We start from the raw sequence: 25,999 nt of genomic DNA, 5'->3' as shown, positions 1-25,999 counted from the left end.
ATGGATGTGCAAGCCATTAGGCAGCAGTTTCCGATTCTTGACCAAGAAATAAATGGGAAACCACTCGTTTACTTAGACTCTTCTGCAACATCACAGAAGCCACAGTCGGTCATCGATGCGGTTGATTCCTATTATCGATTTGCAAATGCAAATGTGCATCGTGGGGTGCATACACTGGGCTCGCGTGCAACAGATTTATACGAAAACGCGCGGGAAAAGGTTCGCCAATTTATTCATGCAGATTCCACTGCAGAAGTAATCTTTACTCGTGGTACGACTACGGCCATTAATCTTGTAGCATCAAGCTTTGGACGCAGTAATCTGCAAGCCGGTGATGAGATTGTTCTGACACCGATGGAGCATCATAGTAATATCATTCCTTGGCAGCAGGCTGCAAAGGCAACTGGTGCAAAGCTCAAATATATACCATTACAGCCAGATGGAACGGTAACACTTGATGCAGTACGTGAAACAATCACGAACCAAACAAAAATAGTTGCCATTGCACACGTATCCAATGTACTTGGAACGATTAATCCGATTAAAGAAATTGCAGAAATTGCCCACCGTCATGGTGCGGTTATTGTGGTGGATGGCGCACAAGGAATTCCACATTTAGAAGTAGATGTAAAGGAATTAAATTGTGATTTTTATGCTTTTTCAGGACATAAAATGTGTGCTCCAACAGGTATTGGTGTTCTTTATGGTAAGCGTGAATTACTTGAAAATATGGAGCCAATTGAATTTGGTGGAGAAATGATTGACTTTGTTCATTTGTATGACTCCACCTGGAAAGAGCTACCTTGGAAATTTGAAGGCGGTACCCCCATCATTGCAGGTGCTGTCGGCTTAGGCGCTGCCATTGATTTCTTATCTGAAGTTGGAATGGATGCCATTTTAGAGCATGAACAGAAGCTTGCAGCCTATGCGATGGAAAAGATGCGGACAATTGAAGGTATATCTATTTATGGTCCAGAGCATCGGGCCGCACTCGTTACGTTCAACCTGGATGATGTACATCCCCATGATGTAGCTACGGTGTTAGATGCAGAAGGAATTGCTGTTCGTGCAGGCCATCATTGTGCACAGCCGCTCATGCGCTGGCTGGATGTTACTGCAACTGCAAGAGCGAGCTTTTACTTGTATAATACGGTAGAAGAAGTGGATATCCTGGTTGATGGACTTTTGAAAACGAAGGAGTATTTCGGTAATGTCTTTTAACAATCTAGATACACTATATCGACAGGTCATTATGGACCATTACAAAAATCCACGCAACAAAGGTACGCTAGGGGAGCAGTCTTTCTCAGTTGAGATGAATAATCCTTCCTGTGGCGACCGTGTTCAACTGCATCTTTTAGTGGAAGACGATGTGGTAAAAGATGTTAAATTTGAAGGGGAAGGCTGCTCTATCAGCATGTCTTCCGCCTCCATGATGACAACTGCGATTAAGGGCAAGAAGCTATCCGAAGCATTGGAAATGTCAAAGATTTTTTCTGATATGATGCTTGGGAAAGAGATTGATGAAACAGAATTGGATTTAGATGATATTATTGCTTTGCAAGGTGTGTCTAAATTTCCAGCTCGTATCAATTGTGCCACACTTGCCTGGAAAGCAATGGAAAAGGGCGCAAAAGAAGAATAATAGGGAAGCCAATGAATACATGCTTTTATTCATAAAGCATGAACTATCTAAGGAGGTTTTAATTAATGGCTAAAAATGTACCTGAAATAGATGGATATAAATATGGTTTCCACGACAAGGATGTTTCTGTTTTTCGGACGGAAAGAGGCTTAACGAAAACAGTCGTTGAGGAAATTTCCCGGATGAAGGAAGAACCAGAGTGGATGCTAGAAGAACGCTTGAAGGCATTGGATATTTTCTATAGTAAACCAATGCCACAATGGGGCGGCGACCTAAATGGTTTAGACTTTGATGAAATCGTCTACTATGTAAAGCCTTCTGAGAAACAAGGTAGAACATGGGATGAGGTTCCTGCAGAAATCAAAGAAACATTTGACCGTCTTGGAATTCCAGAAGCAGAACAAAAATACCTTGCAGGTGTTTCTGCTCAGTATGAATCTGAGGTTGTATACCAAAGTCTTGAAAAAGATTTGGAAGAGCTGGGAATTATTTTCACGGATACAGACTCCGCATTGAAGAAACATGAAGATCTATTTAAAGAATACTTTGGTAAAGTTATTCCAGCATCTGATAATAAATTCTCAGCATTAAATACGGCTGTGTGGTCCGGTGGTTCATTTATTTATGTTCCAAAGGGTGTAAAAGCAACTGCACCATTACAAGCATATTTCCGTATTAACTCGGAAAATATGGGACAATTTGAGCGGACATTGATTATTGTTGATGAAGGCGCATCTGTTCATTATGTAGAAGGTTGTACAGCACCTGTATTTACAACTAACTCACTGCATAGTGCAGTCGTAGAAATCTTTGTTAAACGTGACGGTTATTGCCGTTATACAACCATTCAAAACTGGGCCAATAACGTATATAACCTAGTTACGAAGCGCGCAACTTGTGATGAGAACGCCACGATGGAGTGGATCGATGGGAACATGGGCTCCAAGCTAACCATGAAATATCCTTCTGTTCTGCTTCGTGGAGAAGGTGCACGTGGTATGACAATCTCTATCGCACTTGCGGGTAAAGGACAGCACCAGGATGCCGGTGCAAAAATGTACCACTTGGCACCAAATACGTCTTCATCGATTGTATCTAAATCAATATCCAAACAAGGCGGAAAAGTGACTTATCGTGGTATTGTACACTTCGGACGTAAAGCAGAAGGTGCAAGATCTAATATCGAGTGTGACACATTAATTCTTGATAATGAGTCTACCTCTGATACAATTCCATACAATGAAATTTATAATGATAACATTTCATTGGAGCATGAAGCGAAAGTATCCAAGGTATCAGAAGAACAATTATTCTATTTGATGAGTCGCGGTATCGGTGAACAAGAAGCAACAGACATGATTGTGATGGGCTTTATTGAACCATTTACACGTGAACTTCCAATGGAATATGCAGTTGAAATGAACCGATTGATTTCCTACGAAATGGAAGGAAGCATTGGATAATTAAATATAGGAAGGCCAGAGGAAGACGATTTCTTTTGGGCGGGAGACGGACTACTATAGTTCGTCTCCTTTTATTTTTTACATCCAGCATGACCACCTTCCAATGTACGGTCTTTCAAAAATATATACAATCATCATAGAGATGCTTGAAAGATATGTTTTTATATAAATGTCCACCTGATTTTGCATATGTGATTCATGTTTATTTATAGAAGTTTTGTGGTAAAAAATCATACTATTACACTTGAATTTGTCATAGGGGGACGTCTAAATGAAAGTAAAACCCATCATGATACTTATAACATGTTCATTACTGGTCCTGGTTTCCTGCAATAAAAACATTAACCAATATAGTAATGGCAAGCACCTAGTGAATCAGGAATCGTTTCATTTGGAAGATATACACGTTGACCTTGGAGGAAATGTTGAGAAGTTAAAAGGGAATCAATATGTGTTGAATTTGGCTATCGAGGGAACGAATGACACTTCATATGGTATCAACGAAAAGGACGAATTATATATTGCGGTTCATTTACCTGAAACAGTGCAGGTTGATTCTTCAGCATTGAAAGGAAATAAGATTCCCGTGCAGGATAATTGGGTAGGACTACGAATTGTAGGACCAAAAGGGGAACAGTTCATGCATGAATACACCATACCTTTAATCAATAAGCCAGCAAATTCAGATTCCCAATCCGTAGAAAAGCGATTCGCCTATGTAAATGATAAGAACGAATTAGAAACAAGAGGTCCATCTCTTCCTAAAGGGAAGGATCAGATTGTATTTACTGCACAAGTATCTAGAGAAACAGCTGCAGAAATCGCGATTGAAAAATATGGTGGCCACGTTGTCAGTATGGAAGAAGATAGACGTAAAAACGACAAGCTATATTATATAGCCGAGATTGAAAAAGCTAATCATAACCACTTGGAAGTGGAAATCGATGCGGAAACAGGTGAAGCCAGTTCCATTAATCTCCCTTCAGATTAGATTGTCATTAAAATGAATTAACAAAATGACCATTATATGGCATGATTTTCTTTAACTTTTCTTTCAGTTGGAGAAAACATATCGTATGGGTCGTTTTTTTTTTCAACATTATTATGGAATGAAAACAAAATGATAAGCAAGCGCTTACATGATAATTTGTAAATAAGCACGATAATTGTTAAGGAAAAGGAGGTTTAGTTGGTGTTAGTTACATCTAAGAGATTGTTTGATGCTGCATTAAAAAGTAAATTTGCTATTCCGGCAACCAATTTTGTAGATCAATATACACTCAGGGCCTATATAGCTGTTGCGGAACGGCAGCAATTACCGCTGATTATTTCCTTTGCACAAGCACACAACGAAGTAATGCCTTTGGAAGAAGCTGCTGTCCTGGGTAGGTATTATGCGGAATTAGCCCGAGTGCCGATTGTGCTTCATTTGGATCATGGGGAAGATGTGGATTTTGTTAAGCGTGCAGTTGATTTGGGTTTCACGTCTGTAATGATAGATGCTTCTCAGGATACGTTGGACGAGAATATTCGTAAAACAAAAGAAGTGATTGCCTATGCACATGAAAAGGGTGTTGTTGTCGAAGCTGAAATTGGTCATGTGGGTTCAGGTGATAATTATGAAAATCATGACCATAGTGATTCGATTTATACGACTGTTGAGGAAGCAAAGCATTTCTATCAAGCGACAAATGTCGATTCCCTCGCTATTTCCATCGGTACAGCACATGGGAATTATGTAGGTCTACCAAAAATTAATTTTGAACGATTACATGATATTGCTGAATCGGTTGCGGTACCACTTGTACTTCATGGTGGTTCTTCCTCAGGAGATGATAATTTATCGCGCTGTGCTGGTAGTGGGATTGTAAAGATTAATATATTTACAGATATTATGAATGGAGCTGTCCGCAATTTAATTGTTGAAGGAAAGAGCTATTTCGATATACAGGAACAAATGCGTGCGGGTATGGAAGCTTGTCTACAGCATTATTATCACATATTTAAGACAAAATCCGTCAACCTGTAAATAGAAAGGAGGAGCAAACCATTCGAAACATCAAGGCACCATTCTTTGTAGTTAATCCAAAAAGTTTTATGTATGGAAATGCATTGCAGGATTTAGCATTGGAAGCGGATCGTTTAGCAGAGACATATGATATAGACATTTTATTTACAGCTCCTATTGCTGAACTAGCTGGTATTGTAAGCACCTGCCCGAATTTAATGGTAACTTCACAGCATATGGACGATACGAACCCTGGTGATTCCATGGGACGGGTTTTTGCCGAATCCTTATCGCATATTGGCGTGCAAGCTGTTGTGTTAAACCATGCTGATCATCCTATGTCATTTGCATCGCTTGCTCGAACGGTGCGACGTGCATATGAAAACAATCTCCAAACCATTGTTTGCGCTGATTCAGTTGCTGAAGCAAAAGCTGCTGCTTTACTTGATCCAACGATTGTCTTGGCAGAACCGACTGCATTGATTGGTCAAGAGCAAATGAGTGACCGTAAATACGTTACCTCCACAATAGAGGCCATCAAAACAGTCAATCCAAACGTGTTGGTGGAACAGGGTGCAGGGATTCGGTCAGCAGCAGATGTAGAGGAGCTATTACAGCTTGGGGCAGATGGAGTTGGTGTAACAAGTGGGATTGTAAAGGCAGACAATCCAATACAAATGATGGAAAATATGGTGAAGGCTACAGCAGCTTTTAAACATGACAGGAGGTAGAACATGGCTGTATATACTGGGAAATTGACGCTTACCTCTAAGGGGAATCGTGTTACTTATCATGAAATTACAGAACAAGTAAAAGAACATGTTCTGAAAAGTGGAATCAAGGAAGGAATATGTGTCGTTGCATCCCCACATACAACCTGTTCCGTAATCTTTGAAGAATTATCTTATGATACGGATTTTTATGGCTATGATTATCTTCAATTGGACTTGAATGATCTACTGGATCAACTGATTCCCCAATGTAAAACTCAAGGGCAATATCATCATCCTGGACCGGAGCATATAAGAGTGGGACTGGAAGACTTTAAGGGGAAAATTAGCCCGGAAGCTTATACAATGCTAAATACGGATGCACATTTAAAGAGCACATTACTAGGAACAAGTGAAACATTTGTAATCGAAGAAGGCTCCCTGCAAATTGGGCTCGTTGGTTATATATATTTTATCGATTGGGATCAGCTTCGGGTGCGCGACCGTGTTTGTCACATTAAAATCATTGGAGAGTAGCTGATGTTTCTGCAGGTCTGTTAAAATAGGAAGCATTAAATATTTATATGAAAGCGGTAACGAGCTTTTGTGATATGATTCTGATTATTAGTGCAATTACCGCATATGAGGAAGTGTTCATATTGTTTGATATTACAACTCGACAAGCAAAGCTAATAGAGTTAATGGCCAGCAAACAAGGATATGCACCTGCAAAATATTATGCAGATCTTCTAGAAGTATCTGAAAGAACAATCTTTAATGATTTAGCGAAGCTGGAGGGGATATTCCAATCTGTTGAGCTTGTTGTTGATAAAAAGCCAAATCAAGGCATAAAGCTCACTGGTGAACTCCAATCATCCGGTAATCTTTGTCAACATATCAGGAAGCTGACACAGCCAGATGAAGTGCCATTATACTCCCCCTTCGATCGACAAATACAAATTGTCAAATGGTTGCTGTTGGAAAATCAAACCTTAACATATCAATCCATGTCATTGGATTTATATGTCAGTTCCACCTCGATTATCAAGGATTTAGACAAGATTAAACGATTGATGAAGGACGAGGTTACGCTGATCTCAGACATTAAGGGAACGCGGGTTAAAGGTACAGAAATCGATATTCAGAAAACCCTCAAGCGCTTTGCATATCATGTCATTGAACAAAGTCAGCATAACTTTTCTATCGCTTCTTATGCCAAAAATATGGAGTCATTATTTGATAGGAAGGCCATTCAAGCAGTACGAGCAGCGATGGAAGAATTGGTCTCCGTCTTGGGGAGTGAAATCTCGGAGCAATATTTAAAATCTCTCTTTATTTGCTTACTCATTTTAACAGAGCGGTCGTATCAAGGGCATCATCTTCAGCAATTACCGAAAGTTGATCTAAAAGGGGCGACAGAATTAACCAATTATCCGTTAGCGATACAAATCAGTCACAGTATTTCATCAACTTTAAACTTTACCTTTACGGAAATGGAGCTTCGTTATATTAGCAATCAATTGTTTGCCCATCGTGTGGAGGTAAAGGTAAATAATCCATATATTGAAAATCTGTTTACAAAGGATATTCGTCATATTATATCGGAGGTTAGCGCTGCAATGGATATCAATCTAACCAAGGATGAAAAATTGTATGATACGCTAATCTACCATATGTTTCCCATGATTTATCGTGTGAAATCAGGCATTGCCGTATATAATCCCTTATTAACAGAAATCAAAACAAATTATGGCATTTTGTTCAGAATGATTTGGTATGTAATGGAATCCTTTGAAAAGAAATACGGTATCAAGCTTTCGGAGGACGAGGTGGCATTTATTACAATCCATTTCCAAGTTGCAATGGAAAGGATTGTGAAAATGACGGACATTCTAGTGGTTTGTCAAACTGGCATTGTGACTTCCGATTTAATTATTAGTCGAATCAAGCGACTGTTACCAGCTAATATTCGTTTCAAATTAATTGCAAAGCCGTATCTTCAACAAGAAAATCTGACCAAGGTTGATTTCATTATTTCATCTGTACAATTACCAAAGGTAGCATGTCCTGTTGTGTATGTTTCTCCGCTTGTGAGAGATGCAGATTTAATGAATATCTATTCCTATTACTTGGAATATTCTTCTACCCGTCAGGAAGAAACGGATAAGCTGGAAGTTGTAGAACCATCCAATTATTTTGATGAACGATATATCTTTTTACAGGAGGACGTGGATTCAAAAGACGCCTGTTTGGACCATATGCTTGATCGCCTAGAAGATGATGACATTGTAAAACATACGTTCAGGCAATCTGTATATGAACGTGAAATGCTTGGAAATACAATCATCCAACAGTGGATTGCTGTGCCACATGGACAGCAGGCGATGGTGAATGAAACCAAGATTGCGATGATGACAACAAAGCAGCCTGTAAAATGGAGCGAGGATGCTCAGGTATCTTTCATTATTTTGCTGGCAGTTGCAGAAAAAGATATCGGCAATATTCGTCAATTATTGGGATATCTATATAAAAATATTATCCAATCAAAAACCTTAAATAGAGACATAAAAAATATCACCAATTCCCAAGCACTATTGAATTTATTTAAAGGGTAAAAAGTCGAACAACATTGTTGTACATCAATTCATATTGGAGGAACCATCATGTATGTGGAAACAGACTTAGTTTTCTATAATCTGCCTGTCTTAGACCAAAATGAACTTTTTGACTTTATGGCCGATCGATTAGAAAAGAAAGACTATGTTACCGAAGGGTTTAGAGATGCAATTAAAAAAAGGGAGAAAGAATTTCCGACAGGACTGCAGTTACAGGATATGAATGTTGCTATCGTTCACACAGAAGCAATGTATGCTAAAACGGAAAAGTTAGTCGTCATCAAACCGGAACAATCCATAACCTTTAAAAACATCGAGAACCTGGAACCGATTGAGGTAGATTTGGTATTTGGACTGATTTTGAACAACAGTGAGGAGCATCTTGAAATTCTACAGAAAATCAGTCAATTGCTCCAACAGGAGACGATTATCCAGTCCATCTTAAATGTCACTTCAAAGGATGAATTAACAAATTTTATGCAACAGCATTTTAACAAAACAAATCATTGAAAGAAGGAGCGAGAAAGATGACAAAAAGAGTCGTTATTGCATGTGGAGCGGGTTTGGCAACATCAACCATGATATTGGAGAAGGTACAAGGAATTTTGCAGGAGGCAGGTATAGATTTTTCCATATCACAATCACAAATATATGAACTGGATTCATACGACGGCAAGGCCGATCTCTTTGTGACCTCGATGAAACTGGATGAGACGAAGTACAAAACACCAATCGTAGTTGGTACACCATTTTTAATCGGTGTAAATGAAGAAGAGGCGAAAGAAAAGATTATTAACATATTATCCAAATAGGGAGGAATACCAGTATGGGGATTATTGATTATTTTCTATCGCTAGGATCAACTGTCTTTGTACCGATTGTTTTAATAATCATTGGTATTATTTTGGGACAAGGGATTTTACGTTCCATTCGAAGTGGTATCACAGTTGGAGTAGGGTTTATTGGTTTGAATTTAGCCATTTCTCTCATATCCAATGTGTTGGAACCCGCAGTTAATGAAATTATGAAGCGCTTTGATTTTAATTTGACAGTTATCGATATTGGCTCCGGTGCTGCTGCAGGTGTGGCTTTTTCCACTGTAGTAGGAGCCTTAATCATCCCCGCAGTGTTTCTATTAAACCTTCTGCTGCTTGTAGTAGGTTTTACAAGGACTATGAATATCGATATCTTTAATTATTCGCATTATGCATTTACGGGTGCAGTTGTGCATTTAATGACAGGGAGTATCGTTATTGCAATGGGGGCCAGCCTTATCCAAGCAACCTGGTCATTATTATCAGCGGACTATACGGCGAAAAAGGTACAGACGATGTTAGGTGTAGATGGTATATCAATTCCACAAGGGTATGCAGCAAGTACGGTTCCGCTATTTGCCTTGTTGGACAAGGTATATAATCGAATTCCATTTCTCCGTAATTCCAAATTAGATTTATCCTATTTACAGGGGAAAATTGGGATGTTCGGTGATCCTGTCATCATTGGTGCGTTTTTAGGAACTATATTGGCCTTGTTAGCTGGTTATAATTTTGTAGATGGTACAAATTTACTGATGGGTGTCGTAGCTATTATTGTTCTGTTCCCACGAATGGTAAAAATCATCGTAGAAGGCTTACTGCCAATCTCAGAATCTGCTAAAAGCTTCTTTAATAAGCATTTTAAAGGTAAAGAGGTTTTCATCGGTTTGGACTCTGCACTTACTTTGGGGCTGCCAACAACACAAATCGTTGGTACGATGCTTATTCCACTTACCTTAATCTTGGCAGTTATTTTGCCTGGGAATAAGGTACTTCCTTTAGGAGACCTTGCTTTTGTAGCATTTTTCACTTGTATGGCAACCATTATTCACAGTAATAATATCTTGAAGACAATCATTAGTGGGATTATCAATATGATTGTTGTTCTGTATATTGCAAGCTGGTTTGCACCTTACTTTAGTAAGCTGGCAGCGAATAGTGGTGCGACGGATATAAAAGGACAAACGACAGCACTATGGAATGGTAATGTATTTGACTTTATCATCGCGAATATTGGACGAATTGGTTATATCGGGATTATCATCATGATTCTTATCACGATTCCAATCGGCTTCTATGTCAAAAGGTCTGTGGCAAAGGATCTTTCTAAGTAATCATTGGAAAGGCAGTTGATTGTGATGCTTGTATCACCTTCCATTTTAAATGCGGATTATGTCCGTTTGGCAGAAGATATCCAACGCCTGGAAGTTGCAGGGGCGGATGCCATTCATATCGATATCATGGATGGTATATTTGTAAATCCAATCACCTGGGGTCCTCCAACAATTGAGGCAATCAGAGGGGTTACGGATTTATGTTTGGAAGTCCATCTTATGGTTGATAAACCGGAACGCGTGTTGGATGCCTATATAAAAACAAATGCAGATCTATTGATGATCCACCCGGAAAGCACAGTTTATTTAAGGAAATCATTATTGGAAATGAAAGCCCGTGGTGTAAAAGCAGGGGTCGCCTTAAAACTGGAAACTCCCGTTCAAGTGCTGGGAAATTGTCTCGAGCTCGTAGATGTTGTTTTGCTACTTACTTGTGATGAAGGGTTTGGTGGACAAACGTTCCAAGCGCTATCACTAGATAAAATTGCAGAAGTAGCACAATTACGTGATCGGTATGGACTGGACTTTCAAATTGAAGTAGATGGTGGAGTAAATATGGAAACTGCCAAGCAATGTAAAGCAGCTGGCGCAGATGTACTTGTTGCGGGATCGTATGTATTTAAGCAAGATATGAAGCAGGCTATTACTAGTTTGCAAGCTTTATAGATGTGATTTTGATGATCATCGGGCCGGTTGATTTTAATTACAGTGATGTTATATTTGCAATAGAAAACGTCTTTCGGAAGGGGGAAGTTTTTTCAAATAAAGATGTGATGGATGGGCAAAGAGATTTTTGCACAGAAAATTAACGGAACATTTGAAAAACATTATGGAAACGGAGGATTTTATCATGACAGAACATGGCAAGCTCTCTCCAAAGGTAACGCAATTTTTACAAGGTACAAAGCAAATGTTTATCAATGGGAAGTTTGTAGATTCCTTATCGGGTAAAACTTTTGAAACATATAATCCAGCTAACGGAGAAGTATTAGCACATGTGAGTGAGGCACAGGCAGAGGACGTAGACCGGGCAGTCAAATCAGCAAAGCGTGCATTTGACGATGGTCCATGGTCTAAAATGAGTGCAGCAGATCGTGGGAGATTGATGTATAAATTAGCTGAATTGATTGATGCGAATAAGCAAGAACTGGCTGAAATCGATTCACTGGATAATGGAAAGCCGATACATGAGGTGTTAGGTAATGATATACCAAATGCAGTTGGCCAATTCCAGTATTATGCAGGCTGGACTACGAAAATAGTTGGACAAACGATACCTGTTTCAGGCTCCTATTTTAATTATACGCGCCATGAACCAGTTGGTGTGGTTGGACAAATTATCCCATGGAATTTTCCATTAATGATGGCTGCATGGAAAATCGCTCCAGCACTTGCTACTGGTTGTACAGTGATTTTAAAACCTGCCGAACAGACACCTTTGTCCGCATTATATTTAGCAAAATTGGTGGCGGAAGCAGGATTTCCGGACGGAGTCGTTCAGATCGTACCTGGGTTTGGTGAAACAGCAGGTGATGCGCTTGTGAAGCATCCGGATGTAAATAAGATTGCGTTCACCGGTTCAACCAAGGTTGGGAAAGCCATCATGAAAGAGGCTGCAAATACAATGAAGCGGGTCACGTTAGAATTAGGTGGGAAATCCCCAAATATTATTTTACCTGACGCCGATTTAACGAAGGCTGCCCCAGGTGTGTTTTCCGGTATTATGGCGAATCAAGGTGAAGTGTGTAGTGCAGGCTCGAGGGTATATATTCAGAAAAAAGAATTTGATCATGTCATGTCAGACCTGGTTTCATTTGCCAAAAGTGTTAAACAAGGAAGCGGATTGTTGCCGGATACCCAAATGGGACCCCTCGTATCGAAAAAACAACAAGAACGGGTCGTAAACTATATTCAAAGAGGGAATGAGGAAGGCGCAACCATGCTAACTGGTGGGGGTCATACAACAAAAGGCTATTTTGTAGAACCAACAATATTTTCAGATGTGGACGATCGCATGACGATTGCACAAGAAGAAATATTTGGCCCAGTTGTTGTAGCAATGCCATACGATGATTTAGATGAAATCATCCATCGAGCTAATGATTCCTCATTTGGACTTGCAGCAGGCTTATGGACAGAAAATTTAAGACAGGCTCATTATGTCGCCAACCGCTTAAAGGCTGGATCTGTATGGGTAAATTGCTATAATGTAACCGATCCTGCATCTCCATTCGGTGGCTATAAAGAATCTGGATTTGGTCGGGAGATGGGCTCCTATGCATTAAATAACTATACAGAAGTTAAAAGTGTGTGGATTGACTTAAACGAATAAAAAAATGTGTAAACGGAAAAACATCACCTTTTGAGGTGGTGTTTTTTTCTTAAATAGAACCAATTGACGTATCGGAATTTTGTTTAATAGTTCATTATTATTTTGTGATTTTCAAAAAAGCGGTTGTTTATATTGTGTATAATGTATATAGTGTATATATAATATAATAAAAGGGAGTAACATATGAATATATTTATTTCCAATCGGTCTAAGGAATCAATCTATAATCAGATTAAAAATCAAATAAAAGAGAAAATTATCGCTGGTGAGTTGCAAGAGGGAGATGCATTACCATCGATGCGACAATTGGCAAAGGATTTACAGATTAGTGTCATCACAACAAAACGAGCATATGAAGAACTAGAAAAGGAAGGATTTATTTATTCCATAGTTGGCAAGGGATCTTATATAGCCGAGCAAAACATGGAGGTAATGAAAGAAAAGAAACTGACAGCAATTGAAGAAAAGATATTAGATGTAATTGCTAATAGCAAAGCTGTAGGACTATCCCTACAGGAGCTAAAGGAATGGGTAACTATCTTATATGAGGAGTAGATTAAAATGGAAAATGTGATAGAACTGGAGCAGGTGAATAAATCTTATCCATATTTTCAATTGAAGGATGTTTCACTTCAAGTGAAAAGGGGTTTCTTTACAGGATTTATTGGACCCAATGGTGCGGGGAAATCAACTATAATAAAGCTAATCCTTCATTTAATTCGACCTGATTCTGGTAGGATACGCATTTTAGGCATGGACTATCAGAACAATGAAAAAGAAATAAAGGAGAAGATTGGATTTGTATATAGTGAAGAGCTCCTGTATGGAGATTTAACCTTACAAGATATGAAGCGGATTATTTCGCCAAGCTATTCTAATTGGGATGACGCTATATTCCAACAATATCGCGAGCAATTCGAATTACCATTACGACAGAAGCTAAAAACTTTTTCTAAAGGAATGAAAATGAAAGTTTCTTTAGCAATTGCGCTTTCCCATCATGCGGAATTATTAATCATGGATGAACCGACTGCAGGACTTGACCCCATCTTTCGGAGAGAATTTATGGAGATATTACAGGAAGTGATGCTGGACGAAAATAAAACAATCCTTTTTTCTACCCATATTTTAAATGATTTAACATCCATTGTGGATTACATTACGTTAATCCAAAATGGCCAAATATTATTTTCGAAGGAATCGATTGAAATTGAAGCGGATTATGGCATTGTTCGTGGGGAATCGGAATTATTGGGTCGTGACACACAACGATACTTCACCAAGGTGAAAAAGACAGCAAATGGATTTGAAGCTTTAACAGATAACGTAGCAGAAGTAGAAAAAATATTTGGCCATTCGGTCATTATCGAGAAGGCAAGTTTAGAGGAAATTATGTATTATTCAAGGGAGGATAAACATGCTTCAGCTTATTAAAAAAGACATCATGATCCATAAGCTTTCATGGCTGCTATATCTGGGAATGCTCGTATTTTTCATGCTATTTCATAAAGATATTATATTTGTGATTGCTTTAATGAGTGCGATCGTCATTATGAACACGTTTTATTTTGAGGAAGATGCCAATGGCCATAAATTATGGAATTCGCTTCCCTTTACACGAAATGAAATTGTCCATGCACGATATATTAGTATGCTTATATTTACGTGTATCATGACTGTTGTAACGGTACTTGTCCAATTTGGATTAGCTGGTTCATTGGATAGTTCGCTTTGGAAAGAGCTGTTTGGCGGAATTTTTATGATTCTTTTGGCTGGTGGTATTTGTATACCATTGTTTTATTATTTTGGACAGCAGCGCATTGTGTTATTTTTATTTGTATTATTTATGTTATTGATTATTTTTGGTGTTCACGCATTTTATTATGTTTACGAATTTTTTATTGGGGGTTTTTCATCACCACTTGTACCAGCAGATATGATTGTTATAAGTATCGGAACGGTAGTAGCAATCGCATGTTATCTCCTTTCTTGGATTTTATCGATTCGAATTTATCAGGCCAAGGAAATAATATAAGTTTTAGAATGAGGGGGATGCCCGAATGAATGTGGCTGCAAGCTGGTTGCCTAAAAATAGTTTTTGGATGCATTGTATGATTTTCATATTATTTCAATTCCTGTTTATCTACTTGGATGGTGCAAAGATATGGAAATGGTTTCAACTTAATCCATTAGGAGAATGGTTATATACAAAGCTGGATATGTTATTTCGTTTATTTCAGTTTTATGTAAGCCCTGAATTAAATAGAATATCTCTCGTGTGGATAATCGTGCTGTTCATCCACCTATTTATAACGATTGGACGGTCATTGCTGCAAAGGAAAAAATAAATTATCGTTAGTGTTTATTGATAGCGTATGATGTGCATGCCTGTTATATTGCTTATAAGGAAGGTATGAAAAAGGGGATGTTGCCGTGCAAGAAAAAATATATATTAATTATACAAACGATTTACATAGTAATTTCGAGCAATGGCCGCGGGTAGCAACCTATTTCAAACAGGCAAGGGCTAAACACATGCAGGACGAGGAAACCCACTGGATTGTTGATATTGGTGATCATGTGGATCGGGTGCATCCCATTTCAGAAGCATTTATGGGAAAAGCAAATGTGGAATTAATGAATACGATTGCGTATGATGTAGCAACGATTGGAAACAATGAAGGCATTACGCTCTCTCATGAAGATTTATATCATCTTTATGACCGGGCTAGCTTTGATGTTACGTGTGCAAATTTGGAAAGTTTAACTGGCGATATGCCTCATTGGTTAAACATGTATACAGTACGTACATCTGATTCAGGTGTACGGGTGGCGATGATTGGAATGACGGCACCATTTAATGATTATTATCACTTACTGCAATGGCATATTGCTTCTCCATATGAAAAACTGCAAGCGTATGTGCCCAAAATAAAAGCAGAAGCAGATATTATTATTTTGCTCTCCCATCTTGGGTTAAATGAGGACCAAGAAATTGCCCGCAGGTTCCCAGATATTGATGTTATTATTGGTGGCCATACACATCACTTGCTGAGAACTGGAGAACTGGTAAATAACACTTTATTGACAGCTGCGGGCAAACATTGTGCTTTTGTAGGGGATGTCATTTTAACCTGGGATCATAAGCGGAAAAAATTGATAAATAAAGAAGCGTATACGACAGATATTACCCATTTGCCACTGGATCAACAAACGGTCGTGCAATTAAATGATTGGGAAGAAAAAGCAATTCACAAGCTGAACCAGACAATCGTCCAATTGGATGAACCTATTGAAATCAAATGGTTTCAGCATACGGAAATCATGCAGTTATTAACGGATACGGTGTGTGATTGGACAAAAGCAGATTGTGCGATGTTAAACGCTGGCTTACTTTTAGACGATATACCTGCTGGAAAGGTGAGCTATGGCACCGTCCACCGGATTTGTCCCCACCCGATTAACCCTTGTGTAGTTCCATTAAACGGAAGACAATTAATGGAGGTAGTTCGGCAGTCCCTTGCGAAGTCATTTGTTGAGTTGAAATTAAAAGGCTTTGGCTTCCGTGGTGAAGTAATTGGTCAAATGATTTTCTCCGGACTAAACGTTGTCACGGAAACCCATGAGAATGGAGAAGTTTATGTCAAGGATGTGCACATGGATGGAAAACCGCTCCAGCCTGACATCATTTATCAAGTTGCGGTTCCTGATATGTTTACTTTTGGCAGGTTATTGCCAGAAGTTGCTCGCTCGGAAGAAAAGCATTATTTTCTACCAGAATTTTTAAGGGACTTGCTCGTAGTTACACTTGAAAAAAACTTTGACAAGAAAAATTCCCTTTAAATAGTTCAAGCGTGTCAAAACCACTCTTTGAAGCATATGCTGTAGCGATATGTAGAAGGGAGATGGCTTGCATGATTACGATTAATCCATTAGAGGTGGAAGGGCTATTTTTTACTGCGATTCGTGTGGAACTGCCAAAAACGAATTTGTTAATCATCTCAAATGAGGTTGGCTACATCATGTGTGCTGCCTTGGATGTAGATGTATTGAATGAGAAGCTCAAAGACAGACAGGTTATTGCGGGAAGAGCCTCAGGTGTGCGAACCATTGATGAATTATTGCATGCTCCATTGGAAAAAGTGACAGATGCATCAAGGAAGCATGGTTGGAAGGAAGGGATGAGTGGCAGGGAAGCATTACTCCGTATCGCTTAGGATAGGGAACATTCCACGCTAATTTGACACGTTATTTATGATTCTAACCTTTTTGAAACAAGCATATGTTGTTTCAAGGGGGTTTTTCATATTGAGGCGTCGATACGGATTCAAACGTGCAAAGGGACCACCTCCTGCCAGTACTGTATTAATGGTTTCTTTTTTCTTATTCGCAGCAATGGTAGTATTTAGTATTTGGTTAATTGATAGAGGAATCAAACCAACCCTGATGGAGATTGCCCAAGTTAAAACTACTGAATTTGCTACAAGAGGAATCAATTCTGCCGTGAAATTTGCCGAGAACTATGAATTTGGAGATATTGCCATACTAACTAGAAATAATGAAGGGTATATATCGGATGTAGATTGGAATTCCTCTGTAGTGAACACGATTAATCGTGCAGCAACGGATCGGGTAGAGGAGTTTTTTCATAGTATGAACCGTGGAGAGCCACCAAATTATGAGAATCCTCTGGATGAACCGAAGCAATATGGTGATACAGTAGATGAATTGGTGGAACGGGACCCTACTGTGGTAGAAATTCCACTAGGGCAAGCGACAAAAAATACAGTATTTGCAAATTTAGGGCCGAAAATTCCTGTTAATTTAGAACTGGTTGGAAGTGTACGAACAGAGCTGATCGATGAACGTGAAGTATTAGGCATTAATAATGTGTATGTTTCGCTCTATGTAGAAGTAGAAGCAGATGTGCAGATTGTCATTCCATTTACTACAGAATTGACAACCGTTAGTACCCGAATTTTAATTGGAAAACAACTCGTTATGGGTGCGGTACCCGATTTTTATGGTGGTGGAGGTGGACCTTCCATCGCTGTTCCAAAGGAGGACTTGAAGGGAGAATAAAATTGTAGTATAGTTGGAAGCATAATTAAATAGCAAACCTTATCTCAGATCGGTGAGGTAGAGGAGCAGTAATGATGAGTAATTTGCAGGAGGATGACAACGGTGAATGCAAATGAAAGGTGTTATTGCCGAAGCATAATAGACGTCAAGGCTACTATTGCTGATATGTCATTGAATAGGTGGCATATTGTCATGTGTGATTGGATCGTTTCAACCGTATCCTTTCCGGAAAACATGGAGAACTACAGATCGAAATGGAGGATAACATACACGATTAAACAATGGTAGGTTATTTTCTATCATTGTTTTTTATTGTCTAAAAATAAACAACAAGACAAACTCCATGGATTCTGGAAATACACATAGCAAGCTATACATCAATGGAGGTATTCAAGAATGGAAGGAACGGTTTTATCAGTTGTTCCTGCGATTGTAATGCTCGTACTTGTTTTGACAACAAGACGTATTTTGCTTTCGTTAGGAACAGGAATTGTATTGGGAGCATTACTGATTCATCAATTTCATTTTATCGATTCCATGAAAGAAATATGGATGGTATTTGCAGATATTTTTTATGTGGATGGTGCCATTAATGAAGGAAATTTATTATTGTTAGGCTTTTTATTATTATTAGGTATTATGGCTGCTTTATTGCAAGCATCTGGTGGTAGCCAGGCATTTGGTGAATGGATGATTAAGCGGGTAAAAACAAGAACAGGTGCCCAGCTAATGACAGGCGTACTAGGTGTTATTATCTTTATCGATGATTATTTTAATAGCCTTGCAGTGGGACAAATTGCTAGACCATTGACAGATCGTCATCGTATATCGCGTGCGAAATTAGCCTATTATATCGATTCAACCTCTGCACCAGTGACAGTCTTGTCTCCAATTTCAAGCTGGGGGGCATACATTATTGGAATCATTGGCAGTATCTTCGCAGCCAATCAAATTACAGATATTCAACCACTGGAAGCATTTGTGAAAATGATTCCATTGAATTTATATGCTTGGGCGGCATTACTGCTCGTCTTTATGACCGCTTGGTTTAAACTAGATGTGGGACCGATGCGAAAGCATGAACAAAAGGCAATGAATACAGGAAAATTGTACGATGAAACAAAAAAGATAACTGGTGATTTGAGTAATACATTTGAACCCCATACACAAGGGAAAATATATCATCTATTATTACCAATTATCGTGCTGGTCGTAGTAACGGTTGGTGCTATGATTGTTACAGGGGTGATGGAACGCCCACAGGGGGAAACAGGCATATTAACCATTTTTGCCAATACAGATGTTAATCTATCCTTATTTATTGGAGGATTTGTGTCTGTTGCATTAGCAGTTGTACTTTTGTTAGGTCAGTCCAAACCTAGGGCAAATTTACTCACCGTCTTTGTCGAAGGAGTAAAAACAATGCTTCCAGCTATCTATATTTTAATTTTGGCTTGGATGATTGGCTCGGTAATTGGAACACTTCAAACTGGTGAGTATATGGCTGGTCTAATTGGAAAATTATCCATTGCTCCAGCTATGCTGCCGTTTTTATTTTTCCTTGTTGCCGCTGTGATGTCACTCTCAACTGGTACTTCTTGGGGAACATTTGGTATTTTATTACCAATCGCTGCAGAGGTTTCTGTTGTGACAGACATGACGATGCTCTTGCCTACGATGGCAGCTGTATTATCAGGATCTGTATTTGGAGATCATTGTACGCCAATTTCGGATACGACAATCCTATCCTCAACTGGTGCAGGCGTAAATCATATTGATCATGTGGTGACACAGCTTCCATATGCATTTATTGCTGCATTTGCAGCTGGTTTAGGGTATTTAGTTATTGGTTTAATGGATGTTTTATTTGTTGGTCCGATCCTTGCATTGATTGTATTGGCCATATTGATCCCGCTTGTACCAATGCTATATCGAAATAAAACATCAAATATTTAATGAAAATCCTCGCTTCGGCGGGGGTTTTTATTTTTTGGGTATATTTACCAACCAAAAATTTCTTTAGGACAAAAATCCTGTATAACTGCTCATATCAAGCAGGCCTTTCGTATAAGTTAATTATTAATATACTTTGACAGACTTTATGCATACCGTTATAATACAAGCATAATATCTTAAATAATTGCACTATTTCAAACATTGTTTCTTTCCTGAATTAAGGCGGAAGCAATGAAATAAAAAAAGGAGGTTCATTTATGGAAACACGTTCACAATGGGGAACACGAGCAGGTTTTATTCTTGCGGCGGTAGGTTCAGCAATTGGTTTAGGAAATATATGGCGGTTTCCTGCTGTTGCATATGACAATGGTGGAGGCGCGTTTTTCATTCCTTATCTGTTTGCGTTACTGACCGCAGGAATACCAATTCTCATCTTAGAATTTACGATGGGTCATAAGTACCGTGGATCAGCACCATTAACCTATAAGAGAATCAATAAAAATTCAGAGTTTATTGGTTGGTGGGCTGTAGCAGTAGCCTTTGTCATTTCAACCTATTATTCAGTCATCATCGCATGGGCTATTTCTTACTCTGTCTTTTCATTGAAATTAACCTGGGGTGAGGACACAGGCGCATTTTTGATGAATGATTATTTACATCGAACTGTTGACCCTGGACAAGTGGGAAGTCTTGTACCTGGTGTACTTATTCCATTAATTATTGTATGGATTGTTGTATTAGGCATACTGTTTAGAGGGGTTAAAAAAGGTATTGAAATCGCCAACCGAATATTTATTCCGGCATTGGTCATTATTTTCCTCATCATTGTTATTCGTGCAGTAACCTTACCGGGCGCTGCAGCAGGTTTGGATGCCTTCTTTAAGCCAGATTTTTCAAGGATTTTTGAATCTGGGGTGTGGGTGCAAGCATATGGACAAATTTTCTTCAGCTTGTCGATTGCATTTGCTATTATGATTACGTATTCCAGCTATCTGCCTAAGAAATCAGATATTACCAACAATGCTTTTATAACTGGATTTGGTAACTCTGCATTTGAATTATTGGCTGGTATTGGTGTTTTTGCGGTACTTGGATTTATGGCCACTCAGTCGAATTTGCCGATTGATGAGGTTGTTGAAGGCGGTGTAGGACTTGCGTTTGTTGTCTTCCCGCAAATTATCAACCAGTTCCCTGCGTTAAACGAGCTGTTTGGGTTCTTATTCTTTGCCTCGCTGGTGTTGGCAGGATTGACATCACTCATGTCGATAACAGAAACTTATGTAGCTGGTCTCGTTGATAAATTCAATATTTCACGTACGAAGGCAGTACTGTTCGGTGGAGGACTGGCAGCTATTATTTCATTCTTGTTTGCAACACAGGGTGGACTATTCTTCCTAGATGCAGCAGACTACTTTATTAACCAATTTGGTGTAGCTTTGCTAGGACTTGTTGAAGTAGTTCTGATTGCTTGGGTATTCCGTAAGCTTGGTGAATTTAAATCGCATGCAAATGAAATTTCGGATATTCGACTTGGATCTTGGTGGACGATTAGCCTCGGCTTAATCACACCACTTGTCCTAGGTTATATGATGTTTGATTTATTAAAGACGAACCTATTACGTGAATTCGACTCACCAACAGGGAACTATGAAGGTTATTCGGATACATTTATATTGTTTGGTGGTTGGGCAGTTGCGATACTTGCGCTTATCGTTGGAATTCTCTTTGCCACTTCAAAATGGAAAAAGGATCCTACCTATGTAGAAGATACCGATAAGAAGGAGGTAAACTAAATATGAGTGCTGGTGCAATTACTGTAATGATACTGGGAATGCTCATTTTATGGGGAGGTTTGGCAGCAAGTATTGCACATGCTGTTAAAAGCGGTAAATCAAAAGGATAATGATCAAATGTCTGCAATTGGGGGGAATTCCCAACTGCAGACATTTTTTCTGTGCTTTATTTGCATTATTTTTTGTCTTTGGCCATTCTTTCCCATCGTTTCAAATATGGGTAAGGATCAAAGGACCATTCACTATGTCCATTATCTTTATACATTCCATAGTGCAGGTGTGGCGGGAACTTTCCTGAGGTACCTGGAGGTCCGTAGCCGCTTGAGCCGACACTGCCGAGTACATCCCCTGGTTTCACGACCTGTCCTACTTGGATATTTTTATCATAGCTACTTAAATGTGCATAATAATGATAAATATTGAAGATATCGCGTATTCCAATTCGCCATCCACCATATAAATTCCATCCCTTTAATTCCACGACACCATATGTGGTGGACTTCACGGGTGTCCCATAATCAGCAAAAATATCTGTACCTTCATGAATTCTTAATCCACCGAATCCACGGCCATCTCCCCATGTACTTCGGTAGCTGTATCGATGTTGAAGCGATACGGGAAAATCTCGGTCTGTTAGATGAATTTTTTGAAAGGTACGGAAAACCTTTGCTGTATTCTTAATGGTATGAACTGCTAAATCACGCTTATACACATTCCATATTCCAATGCGTATATCCTCTTCCGTGGGACCATATTCCATGATCTGGGTTGCTATGGTATATAATGCATCTTCTGGATCATCCGGGTCTGCTAATCCATCCCCATTTCCATCCCTGCCAATCCCTTGGAAAAAATCAATACTTGCTACGTCTTTCTTTTTTTCCAGATTACCTGGACCATACCATGCTTCATCGGGGAATTGGATAGAAATGATGGGGTCAGCATTTGTATCTTCTAGTATTTGTCTTTCATATTGGTCAATCGCTGCAAGATAATACCAAGGGATTTGTGTTAGTGCTGCTGTTTTTTTGTATAAAGCCATGCGTTGGTCATAGCGGTCCTGATCTTCTTCCGCGAACACCACAGCATTTGCAACAAATGTATAAATCCCTAGCATCAGGATTGTGAATAGGCTGGATTTCAGCCAGTGGACTCGATTCATTTGTTTCACCTCACCATCCTTTATCTGTGAAGAGGGACCTGCTTTTGATCTTACTCTGTTTTTGTTTTATCCAATCCTTGTGGGTATCTCTTCATTTCAACAATAATTTGCTGTAATGTTTGATTGTCAATTGAATCATTTGTAGTTGATAAATGGAGACTGTGGATACTTCGAATATGATTTTCGTTATGGGAAACGTATACTTCAAAGAATCTTGGCAGCAGTGTGTAAGCAGTTTGTTTGGCAATGTCTGCTGCTTGTTCATCCGTTAGCCGCTCATTTTTTTGATAAGCAATCAGTACTTCCCTATCTGTGACAAGTGCAGCAACCTGCTCAAATCCTGAATTTTGTAATACCAGTCTGGCAATTTGGTCTGCCAATTGATTCCGGTCAAAAGAAGAGATTTCTTGTTTTTTCTGGTTAGCAACTTGTCCCCTTGTATAATGGACGTATCCTAACCGACTATCCCATTCCGGATCCTCTTTCGATAAATGATTTTTAGTCGGATCAAGTTCCTGAGCATTTTTTTCCTGATCGGTTACCGTTCGATTCATGGAGCAACCACTAGCCAAGAAGGCGATGATAATAGTTAACATGATAAAACGCATATTATTCCTCCTAACTGTTCTACATTCTTCTGTAGTTAGTTTGGTATATCTAGATAATTTCATACAGGAAATAACAGGATTCATCTATAGAAATGTGATAAACTATAGACATGTTAAGCGGGGTGAATGTTAGTGATTGAATTATTCGGGAAAAAATACGAAATTGTAGAGAATGTAAAAGAAGGACTTCAGGAAGAAGTGCTGAAGGAAAGATATTCGGATATTCTAAAAAAATACGATTATATCGTCGGTGATTGGGGCTATGACCAGCTTCGTTTGAAAGGCTTTTATGAGGATCATAATCCAAAATCATCATTTGATACGAAAATTAGTTCTGTTGAGGATTATTTATATGAGTTTTGTAATTTTGGTTGTGCCTATTTTGTGATAAAAAAGGTGAATAAAACGAGTTGATAAAGCTTGGGCGAAACCCATTGAAACACAACAAAAAGAGGTCAGTAAATAGGCGGAAAATTGAAGAAAACATACTACCAGTTCCCATCAAATTCTCAATAAAAAACGGTCATGTTTATCACGAAAGATAATCATGACCGTTTTTTCATCATGAGGTACTATTAATGTTCCAGCATCTTCATTATGGTTGCTTTTCATTTGGTTCGTCATGAAGTGGATGTGCGCCTGGTGCTTGGCGTGGTATATCTTCATGGAATGCTTTATCTTCATATACATACGCACTTCTGCTGCGCTGCCCTTGTTTCCAAGGTGTTGATTTACCAGTGACTGGTTCATTTGCACGTATTGTTGAGCCTACAGATCCTTCAGGAAATTCTTCTGGATTGATATATTCTCTCATTTTCTCCACATTATCGAAATCTGTATATTTTTCGTTACGATCAGACATGATTGATTTTCCTTTCTTCGTGTCTATGTCTGATTATCATTTGTGCATATCGTCTCATTCATGAAAGCCAATAAATGGAACGGGATGTTAGTTATAGCGTTGATAGCCGCGGAACTGCTTTTCTAATAGGTGCCCAAGCTGGAAGATAGCGGATTCATTTCCGATACGACTTATTATTTGTATGGCTATTGGCATATGATTTTCGTCCTGTCCAATTGGTATCGTTAACGAAGGAAGTCCCCACACATTCGCATACGCAACAAATGGCATATGCTTTTTAAATGTTTTACGGATGGAAAAAATATCTTTATATAATTTTCCATGCTCCACTGCTCCTTGTCGGTAAACAGGCAGAATGAAAAGACTTCTGTTTAGCATATGATTGATTTGATTGTCACCTTTTGCAATGATGTCATGTATTTCTTGAATTCGTGGAGCGGACGGTGTAAACATTGCTGCACCAATGAGTGCCCACGATAAGTAGGGGTGATGAATCGAATTTCCAAAGACTTTCTCTTTTATAAAAGCATGAACAGGGGAAGATATCCGATCACTATATGCAAGCATTCGCAATGATTTTGCACCATCGATAGACATGATTTCCTGCCAGAGCTGAGCACTTTCATCAAAAAATGGCGGCTTGGCATAAGAAACTGATACCGATGCATGAAGTGATTGTTCTATTTTTGACAATACCAATTTGGATTGTGTGGTAAGAATTTTTATATCCGCATGTGGCAGCATGTGTATGGCATATTGATCCAAATCTATCTCCTTTGGTTGATAGGTGGATATCAATTGATACAAAAGCTCCATATCCCTAACGGATTTTCCCATTGGACCGATGCCTAGCATCCGATTTTGCAACGGGATATGATTGGAAGGGAAATGGCCTTCAGCATTGACTTGAAACATCCCTGGTTTAAAGCCAACCACTCCGTTCAAATGACTTGGAAATCGAATGGAGCCACCAATGTCAGACCCAATCCCCGCTGCTGCTCCGCCAAATGCCAGTAATGCACCTTCACCACCACTTGAACCACCAGCTGTACGAAGGATATCCCATGGATTATTCGTTCTTCCATATAGTTTATTATCTGTTTCCTGACAAAAGCATAATGCTGGTGTATTTGTTTTACCTAAGATAATCGCACCAGCAGCTTTCAGTTTTTGGACAATTGCCGCATCTGTTTGAGCAATTAAATCCTTTCTTTGGACGAGTCCTCCCGTTGTTTTCATCCCAGTAACGTCGAAAGCCTCTTTCATACTTATCGGGACGCCATGTAAAGTTCCAATCGGTTCATCTGCCATATCCAATTTTGCCGCCTCTGCAAGTGCCTTGGTAAATCTATCTTCAACCATTGCTCGTATTTTAGGATTGTATTTATTAATTTGTTCGATATATGTTTGTACAGCAACAGTGCTGGATAGGTTACCCTGTTTGATTTGCTTGGCGATTTCCACTGCATCCATATCTAAAATGGATGTAGGAACCGTCGTTGTTAGCATTTTATGAATCACCTCTGCCATTTGAATTTTCTAAAAACATCTATCTGTATTGTAACATGCATCTGGGAAGGTTGTTGCTTTTTAATGAAGTAACGCAGCATGGAT

The 25,999-nt window shown here is 39.0% G+C and carries 28 protein-coding genes and 1 riboswitch; of the genes, 24 read left to right on the top strand and 4 right to left on the bottom strand.

Annotation, left to right across the window (positions count from 1 at the left end; genetic code table 11):
- The 23 genes from DX933_RS03650 (at position 1) to DX933_RS03535 (ending at position 21,863) form a co-directional block, all read left to right on the top strand.
- The gene (locus DX933_RS03650; protein WP_123315121.1) at positions 1-1,221 is read left to right on the top strand and encodes a cysteine desulfurase; all 1,221 of its coding nucleotides are present in this window, start codon (positions 1-3) and stop codon (positions 1,219-1,221) included.
- Positions 1,211-1,645, top strand: a complete 435-nt coding sequence (sufU, locus tag DX933_RS03645; RefSeq protein WP_123315120.1) for a Fe-S cluster assembly sulfur transfer protein SufU — start codon at positions 1,211-1,213, stop codon at positions 1,643-1,645. Before DX933_RS03650 ends, sufU begins: the two co-directional genes overlap by 11 nt.
- A 65-nt stretch (positions 1,646-1,710) precedes the next feature.
- On the top strand, positions 1,711-3,108 hold the full coding sequence (sufB, locus tag DX933_RS03640; RefSeq protein WP_123315119.1) for a Fe-S cluster assembly protein SufB: 1,398 nt from the start codon (positions 1,711-1,713) through the stop codon (positions 3,106-3,108).
- Positions 3,109-3,379: 271 nt separating this feature from the next.
- Positions 3,380-4,099 carry a PepSY domain-containing protein gene (locus DX933_RS03635; protein WP_123315118.1) on the top strand — a complete coding sequence of 240 codons (720 nt, stop codon included), beginning with the start codon at positions 3,380-3,382 and terminating at the stop codon, positions 4,097-4,099.
- 201 nt (positions 4,100-4,300) lie between these two features.
- Complete coding sequence (locus tag DX933_RS03630) at positions 4,301-5,137, top strand: class II fructose-bisphosphate aldolase (protein WP_123315117.1); 837 nt, start codon at positions 4,301-4,303, stop codon at positions 5,135-5,137.
- Positions 5,122-5,847 carry a triose-phosphate isomerase gene (locus DX933_RS03625; protein ID WP_223805862.1) on the top strand — a complete coding sequence of 242 codons (726 nt, stop codon included), beginning with the start codon at positions 5,122-5,124 and terminating at the stop codon, positions 5,845-5,847. Before DX933_RS03630 ends, DX933_RS03625 begins: the two co-directional genes overlap by 16 nt.
- Before the next feature lie 3 nt (positions 5,848-5,850).
- On the top strand, positions 5,851-6,363 hold the full coding sequence (locus DX933_RS03620) for a YjbQ family protein (RefSeq protein WP_123315115.1): 513 nt from the start codon (positions 5,851-5,853) through the stop codon (positions 6,361-6,363).
- 47 nt (positions 6,364-6,410) lie between these two features.
- Complete coding sequence (locus DX933_RS03615) at positions 6,411-8,441, top strand: BglG family transcription antiterminator (protein WP_123315114.1); 2,031 nt, start codon at positions 6,411-6,413, stop codon at positions 8,439-8,441.
- 48 nt (positions 8,442-8,489) lie between these two features.
- On the top strand, positions 8,490-8,951 hold the full coding sequence (locus DX933_RS03610; protein WP_123315113.1) for a PTS sugar transporter subunit IIA: 462 nt from the start codon (positions 8,490-8,492) through the stop codon (positions 8,949-8,951).
- 17 nt (positions 8,952-8,968) lie between these two features.
- Positions 8,969-9,253 (top strand): PTS sugar transporter subunit IIB, encoded by a 285-nt coding sequence (locus DX933_RS03605; RefSeq protein WP_123315112.1) that lies wholly within the window; start codon positions 8,969-8,971, stop codon positions 9,251-9,253.
- A gap of 14 nt (positions 9,254-9,267) precedes the next feature.
- Positions 9,268-10,590: a PTS galactitol transporter subunit IIC gene (locus DX933_RS03600; RefSeq protein ID WP_123315111.1), complete on the top strand. Its 1,323-nt coding sequence runs from the start codon at positions 9,268-9,270 to the stop codon at positions 10,588-10,590.
- A gap of 24 nt (positions 10,591-10,614) precedes the next feature.
- On the top strand, positions 10,615-11,256 hold the full coding sequence (gene rpe / locus DX933_RS03595) for a ribulose-phosphate 3-epimerase (protein ID WP_123315110.1): 642 nt from the start codon (positions 10,615-10,617) through the stop codon (positions 11,254-11,256).
- Positions 11,257-11,440: 184 nt separating this feature from the next.
- Entirely contained in the window at positions 11,441-12,922 is a 1,482-nt protein-coding gene (locus tag DX933_RS03590) for an aldehyde dehydrogenase family protein (RefSeq protein ID WP_123315141.1), read from the top strand.
- A 183-nt stretch (positions 12,923-13,105) separates the two neighbouring features.
- Complete coding sequence (locus DX933_RS03585) at positions 13,106-13,477, top strand: GntR family transcriptional regulator (protein WP_123315109.1); 372 nt, start codon at positions 13,106-13,108, stop codon at positions 13,475-13,477.
- Positions 13,478-13,483: 6 nt separating this feature from the next.
- Positions 13,484-14,356, top strand: a complete 873-nt coding sequence (locus DX933_RS03580; RefSeq protein WP_123315108.1) for an ABC transporter ATP-binding protein — start codon at positions 13,484-13,486, stop codon at positions 14,354-14,356.
- On the top strand, positions 14,340-14,957 hold the full coding sequence (locus DX933_RS03575; protein ID WP_123315107.1) for an ABC-2 transporter permease: 618 nt from the start codon (positions 14,340-14,342) through the stop codon (positions 14,955-14,957). The genes DX933_RS03580 and DX933_RS03575 overlap by 17 nt, the downstream gene beginning before the upstream one ends.
- Before the next feature lie 25 nt (positions 14,958-14,982).
- Positions 14,983-15,270, top strand: coding sequence for a hypothetical protein (locus DX933_RS03570; protein ID WP_123315106.1), 288 nt, complete (start codon positions 14,983-14,985; stop codon positions 15,268-15,270).
- Positions 15,271-15,355: 85 nt separating this feature from the next.
- On the top strand, positions 15,356-16,765 hold the full coding sequence (locus tag DX933_RS03565; RefSeq protein ID WP_123315105.1) for a bifunctional metallophosphatase/5'-nucleotidase: 1,410 nt from the start codon (positions 15,356-15,358) through the stop codon (positions 16,763-16,765).
- Between the two features lie 71 nt (positions 16,766-16,836).
- The gene (locus tag DX933_RS03560; RefSeq protein WP_123315104.1) at positions 16,837-17,139 is read left to right on the top strand and encodes a YunC family protein; all 303 of its coding nucleotides are present in this window, start codon (positions 16,837-16,839) and stop codon (positions 17,137-17,139) included.
- 91 nt (positions 17,140-17,230) lie between these two features.
- Positions 17,231-18,004 carry a sporulation protein YunB gene (gene yunB, locus DX933_RS03555; RefSeq protein ID WP_223805859.1) on the top strand — a complete coding sequence of 258 codons (774 nt, stop codon included), beginning with the start codon at positions 17,231-17,233 and terminating at the stop codon, positions 18,002-18,004.
- A gap of 50 nt (positions 18,005-18,054) precedes the next feature.
- A riboswitch (Lysine riboswitch) is annotated at positions 18,055-18,257 on the top strand.
- A 143-nt stretch (positions 18,258-18,400) separates the two neighbouring features.
- Positions 18,401-19,960 (top strand): Na+/H+ antiporter NhaC family protein, encoded by a 1,560-nt coding sequence (locus DX933_RS03545; protein ID WP_123315102.1) that lies wholly within the window; start codon positions 18,401-18,403, stop codon positions 19,958-19,960.
- Between the two features lie 257 nt (positions 19,961-20,217).
- Entirely contained in the window at positions 20,218-21,753 is a 1,536-nt protein-coding gene (locus DX933_RS03540; RefSeq protein WP_123315101.1) for a sodium-dependent transporter, read from the top strand.
- 2 nt (positions 21,754-21,755) lie between these two features.
- Positions 21,756-21,863 (top strand): methionine/alanine import family NSS transporter small subunit, encoded by a 108-nt coding sequence (locus tag DX933_RS03535; RefSeq protein ID WP_123315100.1) that lies wholly within the window; start codon positions 21,756-21,758, stop codon positions 21,861-21,863.
- 65 nt (positions 21,864-21,928) lie between these two features.
- On the opposite strand, the gene DX933_RS03530 is transcribed toward DX933_RS03535, so the two are convergent.
- Both DX933_RS03530 and DX933_RS03525 read right to left on the bottom strand, forming a co-directional pair.
- On the bottom strand, positions 21,929-22,915 hold the full coding sequence (locus DX933_RS03530; RefSeq protein ID WP_190279397.1) for a M23 family metallopeptidase: 987 nt from the start codon (positions 22,913-22,915) through the stop codon (positions 21,929-21,931).
- 50 nt (positions 22,916-22,965) lie between these two features.
- Complete coding sequence (locus tag DX933_RS03525; RefSeq protein ID WP_190279395.1) at positions 22,966-23,523, bottom strand: YhcN/YlaJ family sporulation lipoprotein; 558 nt, start codon at positions 23,521-23,523, stop codon at positions 22,966-22,968.
- A gap of 132 nt (positions 23,524-23,655) precedes the next feature.
- On the opposite strand from DX933_RS03525, the gene DX933_RS03520 reads away from it, so the two are divergent.
- Positions 23,656-23,937 (top strand): YutD family protein, encoded by a 282-nt coding sequence (locus DX933_RS03520; protein WP_123315098.1) that lies wholly within the window; start codon positions 23,656-23,658, stop codon positions 23,935-23,937.
- A gap of 181 nt (positions 23,938-24,118) precedes the next feature.
- Here the strand turns inward: DX933_RS03520 and DX933_RS03515 are convergent, their stop codons facing one another.
- Positions 24,119-24,385: a cytosolic protein gene (locus DX933_RS03515; protein WP_123315097.1), complete on the bottom strand. Its 267-nt coding sequence runs from the start codon at positions 24,383-24,385 to the stop codon at positions 24,119-24,121.
- Positions 24,386-24,472: 87 nt separating this feature from the next.
- Positions 24,473-25,894: an amidase gene (locus tag DX933_RS03510; protein ID WP_223805858.1), complete on the bottom strand. Its 1,422-nt coding sequence runs from the start codon at positions 25,892-25,894 to the stop codon at positions 24,473-24,475.
- Between the last annotated feature and the right edge of the window lie 105 nt (positions 25,895-25,999).

This window comes from Ornithinibacillus gellani, assembly GCF_003730295.1.
Taxonomy (GTDB): Bacteria; Bacillota; Bacilli; order Bacillales; family Amphibacillaceae; genus Ornithinibacillus_A; species Ornithinibacillus_A gellani.
Note: the sequence above shows the minus strand (reverse complement) of the source record. Positions and strands in the feature narration are given on the sequence as shown.

Excerpts from the sequence above, each read along its gene's own strand:
- DX933_RS03650 (WP_123315121.1), top strand. The coding sequence starts at position 1 with ATGGATGTGCAAGCCATTAGGCAGCAGTTTCCGATTCTTGACCAAGAA.
- sufU (WP_123315120.1), top strand. The coding sequence starts at position 1,211 with ATGTCTTTTAACAATCTAGATACACTATATCGACAGGTCATTATGGAC.
- sufB (WP_123315119.1), top strand. The coding sequence starts at position 1,711 with ATGGCTAAAAATGTACCTGAAATAGATGGATATAAATATGGTTTCCAC.
- DX933_RS03635 (WP_123315118.1), top strand. The coding sequence starts at position 3,380 with ATGAAAGTAAAACCCATCATGATACTTATAACATGTTCATTACTGGTC.
- DX933_RS03620 (WP_123315115.1), top strand. The coding sequence starts at position 5,851 with ATGGCTGTATATACTGGGAAATTGACGCTTACCTCTAAGGGGAATCGT.
- DX933_RS03615 (WP_123315114.1), top strand. The coding sequence starts at position 6,411 with ATGAAAGCGGTAACGAGCTTTTGTGATATGATTCTGATTATTAGTGCA.
- DX933_RS03610 (WP_123315113.1), top strand. The coding sequence starts at position 8,490 with ATGTATGTGGAAACAGACTTAGTTTTCTATAATCTGCCTGTCTTAGAC.
- DX933_RS03605 (WP_123315112.1), top strand. The coding sequence starts at position 8,969 with ATGACAAAAAGAGTCGTTATTGCATGTGGAGCGGGTTTGGCAACATCA.
- DX933_RS03600 (WP_123315111.1), top strand. The coding sequence starts at position 9,268 with ATGGGGATTATTGATTATTTTCTATCGCTAGGATCAACTGTCTTTGTA.
- rpe (WP_123315110.1), top strand. The coding sequence starts at position 10,615 with ATGCTTGTATCACCTTCCATTTTAAATGCGGATTATGTCCGTTTGGCA.
- DX933_RS03590 (WP_123315141.1), top strand. The coding sequence starts at position 11,441 with ATGACAGAACATGGCAAGCTCTCTCCAAAGGTAACGCAATTTTTACAA.
- DX933_RS03585 (WP_123315109.1), top strand. The coding sequence starts at position 13,106 with ATGAATATATTTATTTCCAATCGGTCTAAGGAATCAATCTATAATCAG.
- DX933_RS03580 (WP_123315108.1), top strand. The coding sequence starts at position 13,484 with ATGGAAAATGTGATAGAACTGGAGCAGGTGAATAAATCTTATCCATAT.
- DX933_RS03575 (WP_123315107.1), top strand. The coding sequence starts at position 14,340 with ATGCTTCAGCTTATTAAAAAAGACATCATGATCCATAAGCTTTCATGG.
- DX933_RS03570 (WP_123315106.1), top strand. The coding sequence starts at position 14,983 with ATGAATGTGGCTGCAAGCTGGTTGCCTAAAAATAGTTTTTGGATGCAT.
- DX933_RS03560 (WP_123315104.1), top strand. The coding sequence starts at position 16,837 with ATGATTACGATTAATCCATTAGAGGTGGAAGGGCTATTTTTTACTGCG.
- DX933_RS03545 (WP_123315102.1), top strand. The coding sequence starts at position 18,401 with ATGGAAGGAACGGTTTTATCAGTTGTTCCTGCGATTGTAATGCTCGTA.
- DX933_RS03540 (WP_123315101.1), top strand. The coding sequence starts at position 20,218 with ATGGAAACACGTTCACAATGGGGAACACGAGCAGGTTTTATTCTTGCG.
- DX933_RS03535 (WP_123315100.1), top strand. The coding sequence starts at position 21,756 with ATGAGTGCTGGTGCAATTACTGTAATGATACTGGGAATGCTCATTTTA.
- DX933_RS03530 (WP_190279397.1), bottom strand. The coding sequence starts at position 22,915 with ATGAATCGAGTCCACTGGCTGAAATCCAGCCTATTCACAATCCTGATG.
- DX933_RS03525 (WP_190279395.1), bottom strand. The coding sequence starts at position 23,523 with ATGCGTTTTATCATGTTAACTATTATCATCGCCTTCTTGGCTAGTGGT.
- DX933_RS03515 (WP_123315097.1), bottom strand. The coding sequence starts at position 24,385 with ATGTCTGATCGTAACGAAAAATATACAGATTTCGATAATGTGGAGAAA.
- DX933_RS03510 (WP_223805858.1), bottom strand. The coding sequence starts at position 25,894 with ATGCTAACAACGACGGTTCCTACATCCATTTTAGATATGGATGCAGTG.